The 20334-nt window shown below is 68.4% G+C and carries 19 protein-coding genes; 5 read left to right on the forward strand and 14 right to left on the reverse strand.

Going from position 1 to position 20334, the window contains the following annotated elements:
* Window positions 1-49: 49 nt before the first annotated feature.
* The 3 genes from hpnE to ABAZ39_RS16425 are packed head-to-tail and all read right to left on the reverse strand — an operon-like array spanning window position 50 to window position 3223.
* Complete coding sequence (gene hpnE, locus ABAZ39_RS16415; RefSeq protein WP_040134026.1) at window positions 50-1366, reverse strand: hydroxysqualene dehydroxylase HpnE; 1317 nt, start codon at window positions 1364-1366, stop codon at window positions 50-52.
* A gap of 9 nt (window positions 1367-1375) precedes the next feature.
* On the reverse strand, window positions 1376-2311 hold the full coding sequence (gene hpnD, locus ABAZ39_RS16420) for a presqualene diphosphate synthase HpnD (RefSeq protein WP_051658187.1): 936 nt from the start codon (window positions 2309-2311) through the stop codon (window positions 1376-1378).
* A 39-nt stretch (window positions 2312-2350) separates the two neighbouring features.
* Window positions 2351-3223 carry a squalene/phytoene synthase family protein gene (locus tag ABAZ39_RS16425; protein ID WP_040134027.1) on the reverse strand — a complete coding sequence of 291 codons (873 nt, stop codon included), beginning with the start codon at window positions 3221-3223 and terminating at the stop codon, window positions 2351-2353.
* Between the two features lie 120 nt (window positions 3224-3343).
* Between ABAZ39_RS16425 and ABAZ39_RS16430 the strand changes: the two genes are divergently transcribed.
* Window positions 3344-4198 (forward strand): phytoene/squalene synthase family protein, encoded by an 855-nt coding sequence (locus tag ABAZ39_RS16430; protein ID WP_040134028.1) that lies wholly within the window; start codon window positions 3344-3346, stop codon window positions 4196-4198.
* Window positions 4199-4208: 10 nt separating this feature from the next.
* Here ABAZ39_RS16430 and ABAZ39_RS16435 read toward each other — a convergent pair whose 3' ends face one another.
* From ABAZ39_RS16435 to uvrA, 5 genes are all read right to left on the reverse strand, one after another.
* The gene (locus ABAZ39_RS16435) at window positions 4209-6269 is read right to left on the reverse strand and encodes a methyl-accepting chemotaxis protein (RefSeq protein ID WP_247881704.1); all 2061 of its coding nucleotides are present in this window, start codon (window positions 6267-6269) and stop codon (window positions 4209-4211) included.
* A 137-nt stretch (window positions 6270-6406) separates the two neighbouring features.
* A complete protein-coding gene (gene trmFO, locus ABAZ39_RS16440) occupies window positions 6407-7771 on the reverse strand; it encodes a methylenetetrahydrofolate--tRNA-(uracil(54)-C(5))-methyltransferase (FADH(2)-oxidizing) TrmFO (protein ID WP_040134030.1) in 1365 nt (454 codons plus the stop codon).
* Window positions 7772-7869: 98 nt separating this feature from the next.
* Window positions 7870-8346, reverse strand: coding sequence for an SRPBCC family protein (locus ABAZ39_RS16445; RefSeq protein ID WP_040134031.1), 477 nt, complete (start codon window positions 8344-8346; stop codon window positions 7870-7872).
* 185 nt (window positions 8347-8531) lie between these two features.
* Window positions 8532-8732, reverse strand: a complete 201-nt coding sequence (locus ABAZ39_RS36185) for a hypothetical protein (protein ID WP_014197270.1) — start codon at window positions 8730-8732, stop codon at window positions 8532-8534.
* A 115-nt stretch (window positions 8733-8847) separates the two neighbouring features.
* Window positions 8848-11700 (reverse strand): excinuclease ABC subunit UvrA, encoded by a 2853-nt coding sequence (gene uvrA / locus ABAZ39_RS16455; RefSeq protein WP_040134032.1) that lies wholly within the window; start codon window positions 11698-11700, stop codon window positions 8848-8850.
* Between the two features lie 467 nt (window positions 11701-12167).
* Between uvrA and ABAZ39_RS16460 the strand changes: the two genes are divergently transcribed.
* Window positions 12168-12671, forward strand: a complete 504-nt coding sequence (locus ABAZ39_RS16460) for a single-stranded DNA-binding protein (protein WP_040134033.1) — start codon at window positions 12168-12170, stop codon at window positions 12669-12671.
* Window positions 12672-12825: 154 nt separating this feature from the next.
* On the forward strand, window positions 12826-13131 hold the full coding sequence (locus ABAZ39_RS16465; protein ID WP_040134034.1) for a hypothetical protein: 306 nt from the start codon (window positions 12826-12828) through the stop codon (window positions 13129-13131).
* On the opposite strand, the gene ABAZ39_RS34320 is transcribed toward ABAZ39_RS16465, so the two are convergent.
* From ABAZ39_RS34320 to ABAZ39_RS16485, 6 genes are all read right to left on the reverse strand, one after another.
* Window positions 13091-13438 (reverse strand): hypothetical protein, encoded by a 348-nt coding sequence (locus ABAZ39_RS34320; protein WP_081863105.1) that lies wholly within the window; start codon window positions 13436-13438, stop codon window positions 13091-13093. The genes ABAZ39_RS16465 and ABAZ39_RS34320 overlap by 41 nt on opposite strands.
* Window positions 13435-13689, reverse strand: coding sequence for a hypothetical protein (locus ABAZ39_RS16470; protein ID WP_040134035.1), 255 nt, complete (start codon window positions 13687-13689; stop codon window positions 13435-13437). The genes ABAZ39_RS34320 and ABAZ39_RS16470 overlap by 4 nt, the downstream gene beginning before the upstream one ends.
* A 141-nt stretch (window positions 13690-13830) precedes the next feature.
* Window positions 13831-14283, reverse strand: a complete 453-nt coding sequence (locus tag ABAZ39_RS16475; protein ID WP_051658188.1) for a hypothetical protein — start codon at window positions 14281-14283, stop codon at window positions 13831-13833.
* Window positions 14284-14438: 155 nt separating this feature from the next.
* On the reverse strand, window positions 14439-15065 hold the full coding sequence (locus tag ABAZ39_RS37545; protein WP_040134036.1) for a calcium-binding protein: 627 nt from the start codon (window positions 15063-15065) through the stop codon (window positions 14439-14441).
* Between the two features lie 256 nt (window positions 15066-15321).
* Window positions 15322-15525 carry a hypothetical protein gene (locus ABAZ39_RS34325; RefSeq protein ID WP_081863106.1) on the reverse strand — a complete coding sequence of 68 codons (204 nt, stop codon included), beginning with the start codon at window positions 15523-15525 and terminating at the stop codon, window positions 15322-15324.
* 41 nt (window positions 15526-15566) lie between these two features.
* Window positions 15567-15719, reverse strand: coding sequence for an entericidin A/B family lipoprotein (locus ABAZ39_RS16485; protein ID WP_014197259.1), 153 nt, complete (start codon window positions 15717-15719; stop codon window positions 15567-15569).
* A 195-nt stretch (window positions 15720-15914) separates the two neighbouring features.
* On the opposite strand from ABAZ39_RS16485, the gene ABAZ39_RS16490 reads away from it, so the two are divergent.
* On the forward strand, window positions 15915-17294 hold the full coding sequence (locus ABAZ39_RS16490; protein ID WP_040135359.1) for an MATE family efflux transporter: 1380 nt from the start codon (window positions 15915-15917) through the stop codon (window positions 17292-17294).
* 199 nt (window positions 17295-17493) lie between these two features.
* Window positions 17494-20316 (forward strand): DNA gyrase subunit A, encoded by a 2823-nt coding sequence (gene gyrA / locus ABAZ39_RS16495; RefSeq protein WP_040134037.1) that lies wholly within the window; start codon window positions 17494-17496, stop codon window positions 20314-20316.
* The last annotated feature ends 18 nt before the right edge of the window (window positions 20317-20334 follow it).

Consider the following 20334-nt stretch of genomic DNA (forward strand, 5'->3'; position numbering starts at 1 on the left):
GGATTGTCCCATCTCGGCCCGCGCCTTGCGGCACGGCACCTCCGTCCGCTCAAATAGGCCCGCGGCGCGGCAAAGTGAAGGCTGGAAAAAGGCCGAGGCGCGAAAAGGTGGTAATCCTTGCGTTCAGGACCGCGCGTGCGGCGAACTCGCCGGAGCGCACCGCACCTTCGAGTGTTGCTGGAAGCCCCATCTTCGTCCAATCGCCGGCCAGAACGAGGTTTTTCAAAGCGGTTCGGGCATCGGGGCGATTCGCCGCATGGACAGGGGACTGGTCCGGAGTCGCCCGGCGCTCCTTGATGATTCGGTGGGGTGGCAGAGCCATGCCAGGCGCGCCGAGCGCCTTCGCCACGTCGCGCCACAGGGTGGCGGCGACCGCTTCGGCGGGCTGACCGGCGAGCGCGTCGGCGTCGCTGACCGTCACCGACAGCACGTCGCTGCGCCGGAACAGCCAGTCCGCCGTGCCGCCCACCAGTCCCAGGAAGGGCAGGCCGCCCGGCAGGTTGATCGGGGCGGGCAGCCGGAAGTGGGCGTTGACGATGGCCCGCCCGGCGGCCGGGGGGGAAACGGGCAGCGCCTCGGGAAGCAGGCGCGCGGCGATCCAGGCGGGCACCGCCAGGACCACCGTGTCGTCGTTGCCAAGCGCGATGCGCTCCCCATCCACCGACAGGGCGGCCACACGATCACCGGCGCGTTCCAGCCCGTCCACACGCACTCCGGTGCGCAGCTCGGCGCCGTGCCGTTCCAGCCACGCCACCGCCGGATCAACCAGGGCGGCGGACAGACCCTTCTCCGCGAACAGCGGGCGGCAGGCGGCCTCGCCGCGCAGCAGCGTTTCCCGCAGCACGGCCCCGAACAGGCGGGCGGACACCCGCTCCGGTGCCCCGTTCATCACCGACACGGCCAGCGGGCGCCACAGCCGGTCATAGAGCGGCCCGCCGGGGGGCAGCGCGTCGGCCACCGCCGCCTCGGGGCGGGCGGTCAGGGTCCGTAGGGCGGCGAGGTAATCGGCGGGGTGGCTTCCCGGCACACGACGCGCTTTGTCGAACAGCCACAGCCCGCCGGGCCGCAGGCACCAGCGCTCCCCGGTGGTCAGGTCGAGGAAGGGAAAGGCGGCGGGGCGCAGCTCGGTCAGGGCGCCGCCGACGCCGACCCGCTCCAGATAGCCGAGCAGGGAGCGGTTGCCGCTGAGCGCCAGATGGCTGCCGTTGTCCACCACGCGGTCCAGCGTGGCGTCGTAAAAGGAGCGGCAGCGCCCCCCGGCCTGCGGCGCGTTCTCGTGCAGGATGACCCGCCGCCCGGCCTCGGTCAGGCGGACGGCGGCGGACAGGCCGGCAAGGCCGGCGCCGACGATGTGGACGGTGCCCAAGCCGGCCCGTCAGGCGGCGGGCGGATAGCCGAGCGCGCAGCGCACGGCCACCAGGGCGCATTCGCGCTTGCCGACCCGCACCCGCCGGTCGAGGTCGCGCCAGCCCCGGGCGCGCAGCCGCACCAGCAGCCGGTGGTACAGCACCATCATGGCGACCGCCGCCCACAGCGAACCACGCCGTCCGGCGGACTGACCCTCGGCGAGCGCCCGCCGCGCTTCGGCGAAGCGCTCCTCGGCGAGAACCGCCAGCGCCTCGCAGGTCTGGGGCAGGTTGGGGTGGGCGAGCACCGTGGCGGGGTCGGAGCTGCCGATGCCGGCCTCGTCGAGCAACTCGCGCGGCAGATAGAGCCGCCCGATCTCCGCGTCCTCCGTCAGGTCGCGCAGGATGTTGGTCAACTGCAACGCCTCGCCCAGCGCCAGGGCGAAGGCCTCGGTGGAGGCATCCGCCCGGTCGAACACGCGGATCGCCAGCATGCCCACCGCACCGGCGACGCGGCGGCAATAGAGCCGCAGGGTCGGCAACGCCGGACCGGTCATGCCCCCGCTGTTCCCGGCCCCGTTGCCGTCGTCCGCCGGGATGTCCATCGCCATGCCGTCGATCAGCGCTTCCAGCTCGCCCCGCGGCAGGCCGTAGCGTTCGATGGCGCCCTTCAGCGCGGCGCCCAACGAGCTGGACGGCGCGCCGCCGGCGTAAAGGCCGCGGATTTCGGTCCTCCAGGCGTCGAGCGCCGCGCGCTTCTCCGCGGGTTCGCCGGGCTCGTCCGCGATGTCGTCGATTCGCCGGCAGAAGGCGTAGATGGCGAACATCGCCGCCCGCTTTGAGCGGGGGAGAAGCAGCATCGGCCAGTAGAAGGTGCTGCCCGACCGTCCGGTCACCGCCGCCGCCGCGGCAGCCGGGCTGCCGGCGGTGTCGCTCTGCGTCGAATCCAGCGATGGCTGCGGCATACGTCGGTCCTGCGTGGTGTCGGTCGAAGAGGCTGGAGTCTATTTGCTCCCGATGGCGCGCGCCAGCCCGCGTGCGGTGGCGAACAGCTTATGATGCGTGCCGAGCACCACCCGCTTCTTCAGCGGGTCGCGGCTGCGCAGCCGCTGCGCCAGCGATTCGGCGAGGCTGAGGATCACCGACGCCTCCATCCGCAGCCCACGGTGCTGGATCAGGCCGGGCAGGGGGGCGGCGCGCTCAAGCAGGCGGTCGGTGTGCTCCAGCGTGCGGTCGAAGATGGCGCGCAGCTTGGCGTCGCTCTCCGTCTCGACCAGCCGCTCGACGCTGATCGCCGAATCGTCGAACCAGACCAGCGGGATGTAGCAGCGCCCGAGCTGGCTCCAGTCCTCCCGGCAATCCTGAAGGTGGTTCAGCACCTGCAGGGCGGTGCACAGCGCGTCCGACGCCGGCCCGGCGGCCACGCCTTCGCCATGCAGGTCCAGCAGGTAGCGGCCGACCGGGTTGGCGGAGAAGCGGCAGTAGAGCAGCAGGTCGCTCCAGCTGTGGCAGCGCGCGCCCACCGCGTCGCGCCGGAAGGCGCGCAGCACCTGCCGGGGGTGGCGGTCGCTGACGCCGGTCGCCTGCAGGCTGGCGCGCAGGTCCAGCGCCGGCTTCAGATAGGCGTGCTTGGCCTGCCCGGTGGTCAGCGAGCGTTCCAGCGCCTCCAGATAGGCGAGCTTGGTCTCCGGTTCGAGATCGGGATCGTCGGCGATGTCGTCGCCCAGCCGGACGAACCGGTAGAAGGCCATGACATGTGGCCTGAGATGCTTCGGCAACAGGCGCGAGGCGACCGGAAAATTCTCCGAGTCCGTGTCCTTGCGGGCGACCGGGCTGGGTTTGCGGGGCTTGGTGGGGGCGACGTTGAAATCGGCCATTGTTCCGCCTGCTGCGCGTCGGGGCTGGTGTGGAAAGCCTGTGTGCCTAATATAAGGCGCAAGCGGGCTTTGCCCCGCTTCCAAACTGTGCCACCCCCATTTTTCCAGAACAGGCATCACATGGCGAAGGCGACCCCCGACCTGTCCTATTGCGGACGGGAGGTGAGGAAATATGACAACGACCGTTTCCTGACGTGCCTTTTCGCCCCGGCGGAGCGCCGCGAATCGCTGTTCGCCCTCTACGCCTTCAACCTGGAGATCGCCAAGACCCGCGAGGTGGTGACCGAGCCTGTGCTGGGCCAGATGCGGCTGCAATTCTGGCGCGACGGGCTGGACAAGATCTACGAGGGCGCCGCCGTGCCCAAGCACGCGGTGATGGAACCGCTGGCCGCTGCCGTGCGGGAGGGCGGGTTGAGCCGCGCCCTGTTCGACCGGCTGATCGACGCGAGGGAGGCCGATCTGGACGACACCCCGCCGGCCAACCTGTCCTGCCTCGTCAACTACGCGGAGGTCACCGGCGCACCGCTCGTCCAGCTCGCGCTGGAGATCCTCGGCGCGAAGGGGCCCGAGGCGATGGAGGCCGGGCGTCAGGCCGGGATCGGCTACGCGCTGGCCGGCATCGTCCGGGCGGTGCCCTTCCACGCCCGCCAGCACCGCCAGCTTCTCCCCGCCGACCGCATGGCGGCGCACGGCGCCCAGCCGGGCGACCTGTTCGAGCTGCGCTCCACCCCCGAGCTGCGCCCCGTGGCGCGCGAGGTGGCGGAGGCCGCCCGCGACCATCTGGCGAAGGCCCGCGCGCTGCGCCGCTCCGTGCCGCGCGCCGCTCTGTCGGCCCTGCTGCCGGCGGTGCTGGCCGGGCTGCATCTGGACGCGCTGGCGCGGGAGGGCAACGACCCCTTCGCCGCGCGCGTGCTGATGCCCCACCCGCTGCGCCACGCCAAGCTGGCCTGGGCGGCGCTGCGCGGGCGATTCTGACCCCTGTCGGTCAGGCGGCGCGGATCATCGCCACGAACCGCTCCACCTCCTGGCGGAGCTGGTCGGCCTCACGCGACAGGTCGCCGGCCGCGTTGAGCGCCTGATCGGCCATCGAGCCGGTGGAGCCCGCCGCCTGGGTCACGCCGCCGATGTTCACCGACACGGCGGCGGTTCCCATCGACGCCTGCTGGACGTTGCGGCTGATCTCCTGGGTGGCGGCGCCCTGCTGCTCCGCGGCGGCGGCGATGGCGGTGATCGTTTCGTTGATGGCGATGATGCTCCGCCCCACCGTCCCGATGACGCCGACCACGGTGCCGCTGACGGTCTGCATCTCGGCGATCTGCCGGGAGATGTCCTCCGTCGCCTTGGCGGTCTGGTTGGCGAGATTCTTCACCTCGCTGGCGACGACGGCGAAGCCCTTGCCGGCCTCGCCGGCGCGGGCGGCCTCGATGGTGGCGTTGAGCGCCAGAAGGTTGGTCTGCCCGGCAATGCCCTGGATCAGATTCACCACGTCGCCGATCTTCTGCGCGGCTGTGGCCAGCCCTTCCAGCGTGCTGTTGGTGCGCTCCACCTCGGCGACCGCCTCCGTGGCCATCTGGGAGGAGCGGCCGATCCGCTCGTTGATCTCGCGGATGGAGCAGCTCAGCTCCTCCGTGGCGGCGGCCACCGTCTGGACGTTCTGGCTGGCCTCCTCGGCGGCGGTGGACACGGCGGCGGCCTGACGGTCGGTCTGGGCGGCGATGGCCGACAGGCTCTGCGCGGTGCTGCGCATCTCGCCCGCCTGTTCCGACACGTTGCGCACGACCCCACCCACCGACGCCTCGAACCGGCTGGCGACGTCGGCGAGGTCGCGTTTGCGGCGTTCGGCGGCGCGCTGCTCCTCGCGGTGGCGTTCCTCCTCCAGCTCCGCCATGCGGGTGGCGTTGTCCTGGAAGAGCTTCAGGGCCTTGTTGATGGCGCCGATTTCGTCGGTGCGGCCGGTGTCGGTGATGACCACCCCACGCTCCCCGGCGACCACGGCGTCCAGCGTTGCGATGGTGCGGCGCAGCGGCAGGCCGACGATGCTGCGGCTGGCGAACAGAAGCGCGGCGACCAGGGCGGCCAGCAGGACCAGCCCGCCGATGATGGTGGCGTTGCGAAGCTCCCGGACCGGAGCGTTGATCTTGTCGAGCGGCAGGTTGACCAGCAGGGACCAGGGTGTTTCCGTTCCCGCGACCGTCACCGGCAGGAACAGCTGTTTCACGGGCTGTCCATCGGCGACCGACATCTGCTCGAAACTCCGGCCCGCGCGGATGGCCAGCTTGGCGGCGTCGAGCGTCGGGTCCGACTTGCCGATCGGTTGCCCCATCCGCTCGGTATCGGGATGACCGGCCCAGACGCCGTCGTTGGAAATCAGGTGGATGGACCCGCTGTCGAAGGGCTTCACCGTCTTCAGCATGGACCAGATGCCGTCGGTGGACAGATCGATGCCGGCCACTCCGATGACCCGGCCGTTTTCGACGATCGGGACGGACATGGACACCATCAGCACCTTCCGGCCGGCGACGGTGTAGCTGTAGGGCTCCACCACCATGGCGTGCCCGGTGCGCTTCGGGATCTGATAATAGGCGCCGTCGGAGCCCGGATCGTCATAGCCGACGAGGGACTCCAGCGCGACCGTTCCCGACCCGCGGTTCCAGTAGGGAAGGAACCGGCCGGACGCGTCGGAGCCCGGCTTGTTGGCGAACTCTGCGTCACGGCCGTCCAGGGCGTTCGGCTCCATCCCCACCCACACGCCGAGGAAATCCGGGTTGGCCTCGGCGATGCTCTTGAGCCAGATGGAGAGCTGCTCCCGGTCGGTGCGGCCCGCGGCCTTCAGGCCGACCAGCGAGGTCGCGATGAAGCGGCCGGCCTCCATCGCGTTGCCCAGCCGGGCGTGGACCATCTCGCCGTAACGGTGGCCAAGCTGTTCCCCGCTCTGGAAGGCCAGGGTTTCGATGTCCGACCCGCTCTTGGTTGTCAGGGCCGCAATTCCGACCGCCAGGGAAAAGATCGTCACCGTCACGATGACGATCACCTGTTTGGCAACCAACGATTTTGTTTTAATCATAACCATCCCACTGGAAGTCTTTCTCGCTCATTCGAAAGAAAGTGTCCCACGGCATTGGTTAAGCGTTACTTATGATCTTTATTATCGTTCCGTGATAAATTTCCCGAAATTGCTGGGCCTCAGACGGCGACAGCGGGTGCGGCCTTTAGCCACCCCTCCAAGTCCTCAAGCGCGCGGCGGGTGTAGGCCAGCTTGCGGTCGCGCCCGCGGATGCGCTCGTCCACCGGCGGGAACAGGCCGAAATTGACGTTCATCGGCTGGTAGGTGTCGGCGTTGGCGCCACCGGTGATGTGGCCGAGGATCGCCCCCAGCGCCGTGGTGACCGGCGGGGCGGCCGGCTCGCCGCCCAGCCGCTCGGCGGCGGCGAAGCGCCCGGCCAGCAGGCCGACGGCGGCGCTTTCCACATAGCCCTCGCAGCCCGTCACCTGCCCGGCGAAGCGGATGCGCGGCTGGGCCTTCAGCCGCAGCGCGCCGTCAAGCAGGCGCGGGCTGTTCAGGAAGGTGTTGCGGTGCAGGCCGCCGAGCCGGGCGAACTCCGCCTTTTCCAGGCCGGGGATCATGCGGAAGATCCGCGCCTGCTCGGCGTGGCGCAGCTTGGTCTGGAAGCCGACGAGGTTGTAGAGCGTGCCGAGCGCGTTGTCCTGACGAAGCTGGACCACCGCGTAGGGGCGGCGTTCCGGCTTGTGCGGGTTGGTCAGGCCGACCGGCTTCATCGGGCCGTAGCGCAGCGTGTCGACGCCGCGCTCCGCCATCACCTCGATGGGCAGACAGCCTTCGAAGTAAGGCGTGCTTTTCTCCCACTCCTTGAAGTCCACCTTATCGGCATTCAGCAGCGCGTCGATGAAGGCGCGGTACTCGTCCTTCTCAAAGGCGCAGTTGATATAGTCCTTGCCGGTGCCGCCGGGGCCGGGCTTGTCGTAGCGCGACTGGAACCAGGCCTTGGACAGGTCCACGCTCTCCAGATAGACGATGGGAGCGATGGCATCGAAGAAGGCCAGCGATTCCTCGCCGGTGAAGCTGCGGATCGCCTCGGCCAGCGGCGGGGAGGTGAGGGGGCCGGTGGCGATGACGACGCTGTCCCACGCCTCCGGTGGCAGGCCGGCGACCTCGCCGCGTTCCACGGTGATGAGCGGGTGTCCGGTGATCGCCTCGGTCACGGCGCCCGCGAAGCCGTCGCGGTCCATGGCCAGCGCGCCGCCCGCCGGCACCTTGTGCGCGTCGGCGCAGCGCAGGATCAGCGAACCGCAGCGCCGCATCTCCTCGTGCAGCAGCCCGACCGCGTTGTACTCCGCGTCGTCCGACCGGAAGGAGTTGGAGCAGACCAGTTCGGCGAGCTGGTCGGTGCTGTGCGCCTCGGTCGGGCGGACGGGCCGCATCTCGTGCAGCACGACGGGAACGCCGCGTTGTGCGAGCTGCCAAGCGGCTTCGGACCCGGCAAGGCCGCCGCCAATGACGTGAACGGGGGAAAGGGACGTGTCGACCATATCAGCAACTTTCACAAAGTTGCCGAACAAGTAGACCGTCATTGTCGCTACGGCAAGGCCAACCCAAACCACGGCGCGGAATCGCGACCAGCGGTGACTTACTGGGCGGCGAGCTTCTGCTTCAGCCCGTCGAAGCCAGAGGTGAAGATGCCGGAGATCACCTTGCGCGATTCCTCGTCGCTGGCGCCGTTGGAGGTGTAGCGTGCCTTCCACACGACGCGCGTGCCCTTGCCCGCCGGTTCGGCCGACAGGGAGGCCGCGTAGTCCTTGACCGGCAGCGGGCTGGTCAGGATCGAATAGCGGATGCGGTGGCTGCTGGCGGAGGAGGAGAGCAGCCGCTCCTCGATCGCGCCGCCGCCCTTGAGGGCCAGCACGCGCTCCTGCGCGCCGTCCTTCCGGCGCAGGGTGCAGCTTTCCACCGCCGGGTGCCAAGTGCCGAGGTTGCAGAAGGGGCCGATCTGCTGCCAGACCTTTTCGACCGGGTAGGGCAGGGTCGTCGATTCCGTGACCTCGACGGCCAGGGCCGGGCTGGCCAGAGCGGCCAGGGTGGCCGCGACCGCGAACAGGGTACGCATGGGGTTCCCTCCGTTGTTCGGCTGTTCCGGCGCGCTTCATTGGGCGCGCCTCGAAATCCTAGCCGAGCGGGGAGGGATTGAAACTTGTACGTTGGTAGGACGAACAGTGGAGGGACCGGCAAGACAACGGCCGGTCCCGCCTGTGCGGAGCCGGCCGTTTCATTTGGGAGCGAAACGAAAAGCCTTTATTCGCTCTTGGTCGTCGTCGTACGCTCGGTGGTGGTCGAGCCGCCGGTCGGCGGGGTGGTCAGGCTGGAGTTGCCGTAGTTGGGCGAGGTGGTCGTGGTGGTGGTCGTGGTGCTGGTGGACTCGTCGGTCCCGCAGGCGCTGACCAGCAGGGCCGCGCCGAAGGCCAGCGCCACACCGGACATCATGGTCCTGGACATGCTCCGTCTCCATCCTGTTTGGCGAACGATGAAGAGGAAACACCCCCGCTGCCGCTTTGTTTCCAGGGCAAAAATCGGCCCTAAGAAAAAGGCCGGGGGTAACCCCGGCCCATCTTCATGCCCTCTTCCGGCTTTTCGGCTTCGCCTTCAGGTAGGGGGCCAGATACTGGCCGGTGTAACTCCGCTTGACCTTCACCACGTCTTCCGGGGTGCCCTCCGCAACGATCTCGCCGCCGCCGGTGCCGCCTTCAGGGCCAAGGTCGATGATCCAGTCGGCGGTCTTGATGACCTCCAGATTGTGCTCGATCACCAGCACCGTGTTGCCCTGTTCGACCAGCGCGTGGAGCACCTCCATCAGCTTCTCGACGTCGGCGAAATGCAGGCCGGTGGTCGGCTCGTCGAGGATGTAGAGGGTGCGGCCGGTGGCGCGGCGGCTCAATTCCTTGGACAGCTTCACCCGCTGCGCCTCGCCGCCCGACAGCGTCGTGGCGGGCTGGCCGATGTGGATGTAGCCGAGGCCGACCCGCTCCAGAGTTTCCAGCTTGTCGCGGATGCCGGGCACCGCTTTGAAGAACTCCTTGCCCTCCTCGACCGTCATGTCGAGCACGTCGGCGATGGTCTTGTCGCGGTAGGTGACTTCCAGCGTCTCGCGGTTATAGCGTTTGCCGTGGCAGACGTCGCAGGTGACGTAGACATCGGGCAGGAAGTGCATCTCGATCTTGATGACGCCGTCGCCCTGGCACGCCTCGCAGCGCCCGCCCTTCACGTTGAAGGAGAAGCGGCCGGGGCCGTAGCCGCGGGCCTTGGCCTCCGGCAGGCCGGCGAACCAGTCGCGGATCGGGGTGAAGGCGCCGGTGTAGGTGGCCGGGTTGGAGCGCGGGGTGCGGCCGATCGGCGACTGGTCGATGTCGATGACCTTGTCGAGATTCTCCAGCCCCAGCAACTCGTCATGCTCCGCCGGATGCTCGCGGGCGCCCATCAGCTTGCGCGCCACCGCCTTGTAGAGCGTTTCGATGATCAGGGTGGACTTGCCGCCGCCCGACACGCCGGTCACGCAGGTGAAGGTGCCCATCGGGATGCGCGCCGAGACGTTCTGAAGGTTGTTGGCGCGTGCGCCCTTCACCTCCAGGAACTGGCCCTTGTGGCCGGGGCGCCGCTGGTCCGGCACCGGCACGAAGCGGGTGCCGTTGAGGAACTGGGCGGTGACACTGTCGGGGTTGGCCTGGACCTCCGCCGGGGTGCCCTGGGCGATCACGGTGCCGCCGTGCTGGCCGGCGCCGGGGCCCATATCCACCAGATAGTCGGCGGTGCGGATGGCGTCCTCGTCATGCTCGACCACGATCACGGTGTTGCCGAGGTCGCGCAGCCGCTTCAGCGTCGCCAGCAGCCGGTCGTTGTCGCGCTGGTGCAGGCCGATCGACGGCTCGTCCAGCACGTAGAGCACGCCGGTCAGGCCGGACCCGATCTGCGAGGCGAGGCGGATGCGCTGGCTCTCGCCGCCGGACAGCGACCCGGAGCCGCGGCTGAGCGTCAGGTATTCCAATCCCACGGCATTGAGGAAGCCCAGCCGCTCGTTGATCTCCTTGAGGATTCGGTAGGCGATCTCCTTGTCCTTCGGGCGCAGATGGTCGTTCAGCGTGCTGAACCACGTCGCCGCGTCGGCGATGGACATTTCCGCGGCCTGGGAGATGTGCTGGCCGTGCACCTTGACCGCCAGCGCCTCCGGCTTCAGGCGGGCGCCCTTGCAGGTCTCGCAAGGCTGGGAGGACTGGTACTTGGACAGCTCCTCCCGCATGTAGGCGCTTTCCGTCTCGCGGTAGCGGCGCTCCAGGTTGTTGATGATGCCCTCGAAGGCCTTGTGCGTCTGGTAGCTGCGCAGCCCGTCGTCGTAGGTCATCGTGATCGGCGCGCCGTCGGAGCCGTAGAGGATGGTCTGGCGGACCTTCTCCGGCAGCTTTTCCCACGGCGTGTCCATGGCGACGCCGAAATGCTGGGCGATGCTCTCCAGCGTCTGCACATAATACTGGGAGGAGGAGCCGGCCCAGGGGGCGATGGCGCCCTTCTTCAGCGACAGCCGCTCGTCCGGAACGACCAGCATGGGGTCGAAGTAGATCTTGCTGCCCAGCCCGTCGCAGGCCGGGCAGGCGCCGAACGGGTTGTTGAAGGAGAACAGCCGCGGCTCGATCTCCGGGATGGTGAATCCGGACACCGGGCAGGCGAATTTCTGCGAGAAGACGGTCTGCTCGTGCGACTCGGCGTCCTCGACGAAGACGATCCCGTCGGCAAGGCCGAGCGCCGTCTCCAGCGAATCGGCGAGCCGGTTGCCCAGCCCCTCGCGCACGACGATGCGGTCCACCACCACGTCGATGTCGTGCTTCAGCTTCTTGTTGAGCGCCGGGACCTCGTCGATCTCGTGCATCGTGCCGTCGACGCGCACGCGCTGGAAGCCGCGCTTGCGGAGGTCCTGGATCTCCTTTTTGTACTCGCCCTTGCGGCCGCGGATGAGCGGCGCCAGCAGCAGCAGGCGCGTGCCCTCCGGCATCGCCAGGATGCGGTCGACCATCTGGCTGACCGTCTGGCTCTCGATGGGCAGGCCGGTGGCCGGGGAGTAGGGAATGCCGACCCGCGCCCACAACAGGCGCATGTAGTCGTAGATCTCCGTCACCGTGCCGACGGTGGAGCGCGGGTTCTTCGACGTCGTCTTCTGCTCAATGGAGATGGCCGGCGACAGCCCCTCGATCGAGTCGACGTCCGGCTTCTGCATCAGTTCCAGGAACTGGCGCGCGTAGGCCGACAGGCTCTCGACGTAGCGCCGCTGGCCCTCCGCGTAGATCGTGTCGAACGCCAGCGATGACTTGCCCGATCCCGACAAGCCGGTGATGACGATCAGCTCGTCCCGAGGCAGATCGACATCGACGTTCTTGAGGTTGTGCTCCCGCGCGCCGCGGACACTGATGTGCTTGTTCATGGAGTGTTCTTAGCCGAAACCGGTGGGGAAGGGAAGACGCCTGAGACGGTTCAAAAGCCCGGACAGATATGTGCCACGCGCAGGCGACTTGCCACCGGTGCGCGTCCCTTTCCGGCCTTGCGGGACCCAGGGTCGCGGTGCGGGAATGCCAGGGAGCCGACGATGGGGAACCACCAAGGAATATGTTGGCGGCACGGACTCTCTCTGCTATGTTTGTTCATGGAGTGTTCTCTTCCGTGCGGGCTGGGCGGGTTGATCCGGATGGAAGGGGCAAGGCGCTCCGGCGGCGGCGGTTGACCCGTGCCTGTTCCCCGTGCTTTGTGAAGCGCAAGGCGGGGCGGGCATGGACCGGACCACGGATCAAACCGGCCCTGCGAACAGACACCCCCGGTATCCGGACGCCCTTCCGCCGGGCGCCCGAACGGGTCGGATGGGATACCGGGAACCCGCGCTAGGAGACACGTGCGATGAATGTATGGACGTTTACGGGGCGCCTCGGAGCGGATGGCGAGCTTCGCTCCACGCAGAGCGGCGAAAAGGTTCTGGGCTTCCGCGTCGCCAACGACGTCGGCTTCGGCGACCGCAAGACCACCCAGTGGGTGGATTGCTCCATCTGGGGCCGCCGTGCGGAGGCTCTGGCGCAGCACCTGACCAAGGGCAAGGCCGTGGTCATCTCCGGCGAGGTGACGCTTCGCGAGTTCGAGAAGCGCGACGGCACCCGCGGCGCCGGCCTGTCCGTGCGTGTCGCCGAGATCGACTTCACCGGCGGCCGTGAAGGCGAAGGCGGCGGTGGTGGCGGTTACGGCGGTGGTGGTGGTGGCGGCTACGAGTCGCGTGGCGGCGGTGGTGGCGGTGGCTACGGCGGCGGCGGCAGCAGCGGCGGTGGCGGCTACGGTGGTGGCGGTGGCGGCCGCAGCGGCGGTGGTGCTCCGCCCAAGCACGACGATCTGGACGACGAAATCCCGTTCTGACCACCCGGATGATCGTGAGGGAGGGGGCTTTCCCCCTCCCGTCCGCCATCGGCCGCAGGCTTGTCGTCGCGTAACCTGCGCAGGCCGGGCTTGACGGGGGATGCCCGCCAACCGAGATTCCACGGCGAGCGTCCGTCGTGATCCAGGAGCAGCCATGGCCCCCCAGCGCCGTCACATCCTGCGTGCCCTTGCCGCTGTCGCGGTCGGTGGTGGCGCCGCGACCCTGTCGGGTCCTGCCGCGGCGTTCCGCGTGATTCCGAACGACGATCTGAAGGGCGTGTTGGACGAGGGCTGCGGCGCCACCGCCTATCATCGCCGGATGATCGACGAGGCGGTTCAGGCGGCCGGCGTCTCGCTGACGGAGGAGCAGCGCAACACGCTGCTTTCCCAGATGTCCTGCCCGACCTGCCGTTGCCCGCTCAACCAGATCGACAATCCCGCGGCCGGCCTGCGCTTCTGAGGGACCTTCGGGGCTCTCCACGATGCCGGGCGCGCCCTGCAACCAGTTGTTTCAGCCCGCGCGGGATGCGCGTGCGGTCGCCCCAACGCACGGCGATCCCGGCGGCGCGGCATTCCGCCGTCAGTTCCCGGCCATTCTCGTAGCGGTGCTGGTCGAGCAGCGGCCAGCCGTCCAACCCGCGGTAATCGAACGGGCGCCCGTCGAGGACGTCCCGGAAGCCGTCGAAGAAGCGTGGATGCAGGACCACCGGCTTCGCCTCCCGCCAGGAGCGCGCCCCGTAGAAGCGGTTGTTGGTCACCCCGCTCATTGAAGCGATCCCGGACTGGCGCCCGTAGGGGTGTCCAGAACGGCCCGGCCCAAGCGGTCGAGCAGAGCCGCCGTCGCGCTTGGGCCATGCAGGGCGGCGAGCCGGTCCACCGATTCGACCATCATTGCCCAGGCGACCAACCGGTCCGGCACGCCCTCGCGCCGTCCTTCGGCCCACAGCGAACGCACCAGGTCCAGCGCCGCTTCGAAGCCCGCCGGAACGCCCGGCGCATCCACATCCTCGATCATCATCCCCCCGTTGCCGCATGTCGCCAAACAGCTCCGGGCGTATGTAACGTTATATCATAACATTTAAAAGATCAAAGCATGCCCATCGGCCAGACCTTGCGGCCCCGTCATGGGGTGCTTCGCATGGTCTGGCCGAAGGAGGGATCAGCGCGGGGCCGTGGCGCGGTTCCAGTTGGTGGCATCCGCCGGATCGCCGGGCAGGGGAGCGAGGGCCGGAGCCATCGCAGCGGGCGTGGCGAACAGGGCATCGAACTGGTCCGCGCTCATGCCGGTGAGGACGAGCGCCTGCCGCTCTTCCGAATAGCGCAGCTGCCCGGAATCCAGCGTCACGTGGCGTTTCACCGGATGGACCGGCGCGCCGCTCGCCACCACGAGTTGGACCGGTTCGCGGGCCGGAGTTAGGACGACGTCCTCGACCGAACCCAGGATGCGGTTCTCGGGAATGGACTGCACCGTCAGTCCGACCAGTTCCAGGGGCGACATCTGCGCCATGGGCCGTTGCGCAGCGCCGGTCTCCGCACAGGCGCCGAGCGCCGCCAGGGCGCAGACGGCGAGCAGCCGGGTGGCGGGGCGGGGGGTGAGGCGTCGATGGTTCATGCGTGGCTCCTCCGTCGCGTGGGCAAGGCTATAACGCGGCAGCGGAGCGGAGGGGCAGCGGACCGGAGCGGAAAAGGGCGCGGCCAGCCGCGGCCACGCCCCTTGCGCCATCGGGCCCCCATGCCCGCGGTACTTCCTTCAGGTGAGCTTACCGGTCAGGTGAAGACATAGTCGCGACCGGACAGCAGCCCGACGGTATCCACGGTCAGTGACGAACCGTCCCGGAACCCGAAGGCCGTGCTGGTGGCGGTGGTGGAGACGGTCAGGTCGGCGGCGGAGAAGCCGCGGAACTCGATGCGGTCGATTCCCGCTTCGAAATAGCTGATGTCGTCGGTGCCGAAGCCGCCCGGCGCCACGTCGAAGCGGAAGATGTCCGTCGCGCCGTCGCGGTAGCTGACCATATGGTCGTTGCCGGCACCGGGCAGGAAGATGTCGGACCCGTCGTCGCGCAGCGTGTCGATCAGCCAATCGTCGCCGGTTCCGCCGACCAAAGTGTCGTCGCCGCGCCCGCCCTTCACCGTGTCGTTGCCCGAACCGCCGTCCAGCCAGTCATTGCCGGCCCCGCCGAACAGCTGGTCGTCGCCCTGGCGCCCGTACATGCGGTCGTTGCCCGGATCGCCGGCGTAGGGATCGCCCAGCCAGTCGTTCCCAAGCCCACCATCCAGAAAATCGTTGCCGAGCCCCCCTGAGAGCGAGTCATTCCCTCCATTGCCATAGACCGTGTCGGCGGAGTCGGTGCCGAGATAGCGTTCGGCGGCGTTGGTTCCCGAAAACCTGGCCATGGTTGCCTCTCCTTAATGATTAACAAATCGTTAACATTAAGTTGGGAAGAGAGAAAGGTAAAAAAACACTTAACGCCCCGGTGCCAACTTTTGCCACCGTCCCTTTGGTCTTGTTGCCCATGTGTTTCGGTGTTGTTTCCAGATTCGAATATTCGACTTTCGGCGGCTGGAGTACGGACAAGGAAAAAGGCCGACGCTTCACAGCATCGGCCTTTCTTGAAACGACGTTCGCGCGGATTGCGCCGCGCCCGGCGCCTTACGCCTGGGTCGGCGTCGGCATGCCGGGAACCGGCTGATCCGCCGGCGGCGGCATCTCCGGAGGGGTGTCGGGATTCTCAGGCACCGGGTAGGGGTCCGGCGTGGTCGGACGGTCCGGCTGCGGGGTATTCGGGTTGCTCGGCGGCGGCACCTCGGTAGGGCGTCCTGGGGTGGGGCGCTCCGGCGTCATGGGATCGCTCATACGGGCGTCTCTCTTGTGGTTGAAAAGCGTGGTGGGACGCGTCACTCGGCGGCGCGTTCGACGGCCCGGCCGCCGGCCTGGACGTCCTGCCCGGCCCCTTCGATCGTGTTGCAGCCGACGAGCAGCGCGGCGAAGGTCAGGACGAAGCTGGCGAGGGCAATCTGGCGGACGGGGAACGGCATGGAGCGGCTCATGATCCCGAACTCCTCAGTGGATGCTGTTGCTTCGTCAACGCGCCGCCGCGGGCGTTGGTTCCGGCCCATTCGGCGGATTTGCAACAGGGCGGAAGGACAATAAGCCGCCACTTGACGTGGTACGCCGCACGGTCAAGATGGCCGGTTCCGCCACCGGCGGTGACAACCGTACACAAGCGACCGACAGCCTTGATCATGCCCGACCACGCGATTCCCGCTCCTCTCCTGGCCGACCGTCTGCGCACCCACGCCGGCGAACTGCTGCGGCTGGCCGCCCCGGTCATCGTCTCGCGCGCCGGGCTGGTCGTCATGATGGCGGTGGACACGGCCATCGTCGGCCGCTACAGCGCGCAGGAGCTGGCCTATTACGGGCTGGCCCACCTGCCGGCCAATCTGCTGGTCACCACCGGCGTGGGGCTGATGATGGGCGTGGTGGCGGTGACCGCCCATGCCCTTGGCGCCGGGCAGGACGCCGAGTGCGGGCGCGTCTGGCGCCGGGCGATTCCCTACGCGCTGCTGCTTGGCATCCTCTTCGCCCTGGCCTCGCTGGCCGGAGAGTCCTTCTTCCGCCTGACCGGCCAGTCCGCGGATCTGGCGGCGGGCGGCGGGCAGGTGATGGCGGTGCTCGGCTACGGCATGCCGGGCATGATGCTGTACGTCGCTACCGGTTTCTTCCTGGAGGGACTGAAGAGACCCATTCCGGGCATGGTGGCGATGATCCTCGGCAATCTCCTGAACGCGTTGCTCGCCTGGATGCTGGTCTGGGGGCATGGCGGGTTCCCGGCGCTGGGGGCGGTCGGCTCGGCCTGGGCGACCACGGCGGTGCGCTGGGGAATGGGGCTCGGCCTCGTCTTCTACGCTTGGCATATGAGCGACCACGCCCGCTGGGCGGTGCGCGACCCGGTCCGCGACTGGTGGAGCGGCAGCCGCAAGCAGCGCCATCTCGGCTACGCCGCCGGGGTCAGCCTGGGCGTGGAAAGCGGCGCCTTCGCCACGCTGGGCCTGTTCGCCGGGATGATCTCGCCGCTGGCGCTGGGCGCCTACACGGTCGGGCTGAACCTGACGGCGCTGCCCTTCATGGCGGCGGTCGGGCTGGCCTCGGCCACGGCGGTGCGGGTGGGGGTGGCCTATGGCCGGCGCGACCCGCTGGACATGGCGCTGGCCGGCTGGACGGGGCTGGCCGTGACCAGCCTGATCCTGGCCGGAGTCGGGGTGCTCTACCGCTGGATGCCGGAGCCGCTGGCGGCGATCTACAGCGCCGACACCCAGCTGATCGCCGCGGTGGCGCCGCTGATCGCCTTCACCGCCTGGGTCCTGGTGGCGGACGGCGGGCAGGTGGTCATGGCGAACGCGTTGCGCGGGCGCGGCGACGCCTGGGTTCCCACCGCGCTGCACTTCATCTCCTACGCGGTGGTGATGATTCCGGTGTCGGCCTTGCTCGCCTTCGGGTTGGAGCGCGGCGCGCGTGGTCTTTTTGAGGGAATTTTGATCGCCAGTGTGGTATCCGTGACCATCCTTTCGCTGCGCTTCGCGCTGTTGAGCCGCCCTCGTCCTGCAAAGGCCGGAGGCCATTGACCTGCAAAGGCCAGAAATCGTGGGACTGCCGGAGCGTTGTGTGCACATGCGAAAGCTGATAGGAATTCTTATATTACATGCAGCGGCCCGAAGGGCCGTGCGGACGTGCCCCGTTGAACCTTAAGTGTTGACCTTGAGCGTTGAACAGCAAGCGTTGAACACCGAGCATCGCCGCAGCCCGTAGAATGAGTTTGTCTCCTTGAGCACGACGCCCCTTCCTCCCGCCTCCGACATCGCGCCGGTCACCATCGAAGACGAGATGCGCCGGTCCTATCTCGATTACGCGATGAGCGTGATCGTGAGCCGCGCTCTGCCCGACGTCCGCGACGGGCTGAAGCCGGTGCACCGCCGCATCCTCTACGCGATGAAGGAGGGCGGGTACGATTCGACCAAGCCCTACAAGAAGTCGGCGCGCATCGTCGGCGACGTGATGGGTAAATACCACCCGCACGGCGACAGCGCGATCTACGACGCCATGGTCCGCATGGCGCAGGACTTCTCCATGCGCCTGCCGCTGATCGACGGGCAGGGCAACTTCGGCTCGATGGACGGCGACCCGGCGGCGGCCATGCGCTACACCGAGGCGCGGCTGGCCAAGGCGGCGGAGGCGCTGCTCGACGACATCGACAAGGACACCGTCGATTTCCAGGCCAACTACGACGATTCGGGCAAGGAGCCCACGGTCGTCCCGGCGCGCTTCCCGAACCTGCTGGTCAACGGCGCCGGCGGCATCGCCGTCGGCATGGCGACCAACATCCCCACCCACAATCTGAGTGAGGTGGTGGACGCCTGCTGCGCCTACATCGACAACAACGATGTCACCGACGAAGAGTTGATGGAGTTCGTGCCGGGCCCGGACTTCCCGACGGGCGGTATGATCCTCGGCCGGTCGGGCGTCCGCTCGGCTCTGATGACCGGGCGCGGCTCCGTCATCATCCGCGCCAAGACCGAGATCGAAGAGATCCGCAAGGACCGCTTCGCCATCGTGGCGACGGAGATCCCGTACCAGGTCAACAAGTCCAAGCTGATGGAGCGCATCGGCGAGGTCGTCAACGACAAGACGATCGAGGGCATCGCCGACCTGCGCGACGAGTCGGACCGCGACGGTGTCCGCGTGGTGATCGAGCTGAAGCGCGATGCCGTGCCCGACGTGGTGCTGGCCCAGCTGTTCCGCCACACCCAGCTCCAGACCTCCTTCGGCGTCAACATGCTGGCGCTGAACGGCGGCCGGCCGGAACTGATGAACTTGCGGCAGATCATCGCCGCTTTCGTCCGGTTCCGCGAGCAGGTCATCACCCGGCGCACCGAGTTCCTGCTGGGCAAGGCGCGCGAGCGCGCCCACACCTTGGTCGGTCTGGCCGTCGCCGTCGCCAATCTGGACGCCATGATCGCGCTGATTCGCAGCGCCCCGGACCCCGTCTGGGCGCGCGAGCAGATGATGGAGCGCGAGTGGCCGGCGATGGACGTCGCACCGCTGATCGCGCTGATCGACGAGCCGGGCCGTGGCGTGTCCGAGAACGGGACCTACCGGCTGTCGGAGGAGCAGGCCCGCGCCATCCTGGATCTGCGTCTGCACCGCCTGACCGGGCTGGAGCGCGACCGGATCGGCGCCGAGCTGAAGGACGTCACCGACCAGATTGCCGATTACCTGGAGACCCTGGCCAACCGCGCGAAGCTGCTGGGCATCCTCCGCGACGAGCTGGTGGAGATGAAGGAGCGGTTCGGCACCCCGCGCCGCACCGAGATCCAGGAGCTGGAGTTCGAGGCCGACATCGAGGATCTGATCCAGCGCGAGGACATGGTCGTCACGGTCAGCCAGTCCGGCTACGTGAAGCGCGTTCCGCTGTCCACCTACCGCGCGCAGAAGCGCGGCGGCAAGGGGCGGTCGGGCATGTCGATGAAGGCGGAGGACGCGGTCAGCGACCTGTTCGTCGCCAACACCCACACGCCGCTCCTGCTCTTCTCTTCACGCGGCATGGTCTACAAGCTGAAGGTCTACCGTCTGCCACTGGGCAACCCGCAGGCGCGCGGCAAGGCTTTCGTGAACCTGCTGCCGCTGATCGACGGCGAGACCATCACCACCGTCCTGCCGCTGCCCGAGGACGAGGCCGTGTGGGCGGACCTGCACGTCGTCTTCGCCACGTCGAAGGGCAATGTGCGGCGCAACCGCCTGTCGGATTTCGCCAACATCCGCTCCAACGGCCTGATCGCCATGAAGCTGGAGGAGGAGGGCGAGCGCCTGATCGCCGTCCGCACCTGCTCCGAGGCCGACGACGTGCTCCTGGCCACCGGCGGCGGCAAGTGCATCCGCTTCGAGGTCGCCGACGTGCGCGTCTTCGCCGGCCGCACCTCGACCGGCGTGCGCGGCATCCGTCTGGCCGATGGCGACGAGGTCATCTCAATGACCACGCTCCACCACGTCGAGTCCTCGCCCGAGGAGCGCGCCGCCTTCCTGAAGCGCAAGCGCGAGGAAGGCGTCGACATGGAGGGTGAGGCGGCGCCGGAGGCGGACGAGGTGTCGACCGAGTCCGTGACGCTCAGCACGGAGCGTTACGAGGAGCTGAAGGGCCTGGAGCAGTATGTGCTGACCGTGACCGAGCGCGGCTACGGCAAGCGGACCTCCTCCTACGAGTACCGGGTGACCGGCCGCGGCGGCCAGGGCATCTGGAACATGGAGATGGGCGAGCGCAACGGCTCCATCGTCGCGGCCTTCCCGGTGGAAGACTCGCATCAGGTAATGATGGTGACCAACGGCGGTCAGGTCATCCGCATGCCGATCCACGACGTGCGAATCGCGGGTCGCAAGACGCTGGGCGTCACGCTGTTCCGCGTCGGTGCGGACGAGCGCGTGGTGTCCGTCGCCTCCATCGCGGAGGATGAGGACACCAACGGGAACGGGACCAACGGAAACGGTGGCGATCCGAACGTCGATGATCCGAACGGCGGCGGGACGGCCTCCGTGGACGATGCTGCTGGGAACGAGGCCGCTCCTGGCGATACCCCCGGTGATACGATCGAATAAAAAGAGGCGGAAGGTACT

It is taken from the genome of Azospirillum argentinense, from assembly GCF_000632475.1.
Taxonomy (GTDB): Bacteria; Pseudomonadota; Alphaproteobacteria; order Azospirillales; family Azospirillaceae; genus Azospirillum; species Azospirillum baldaniorum.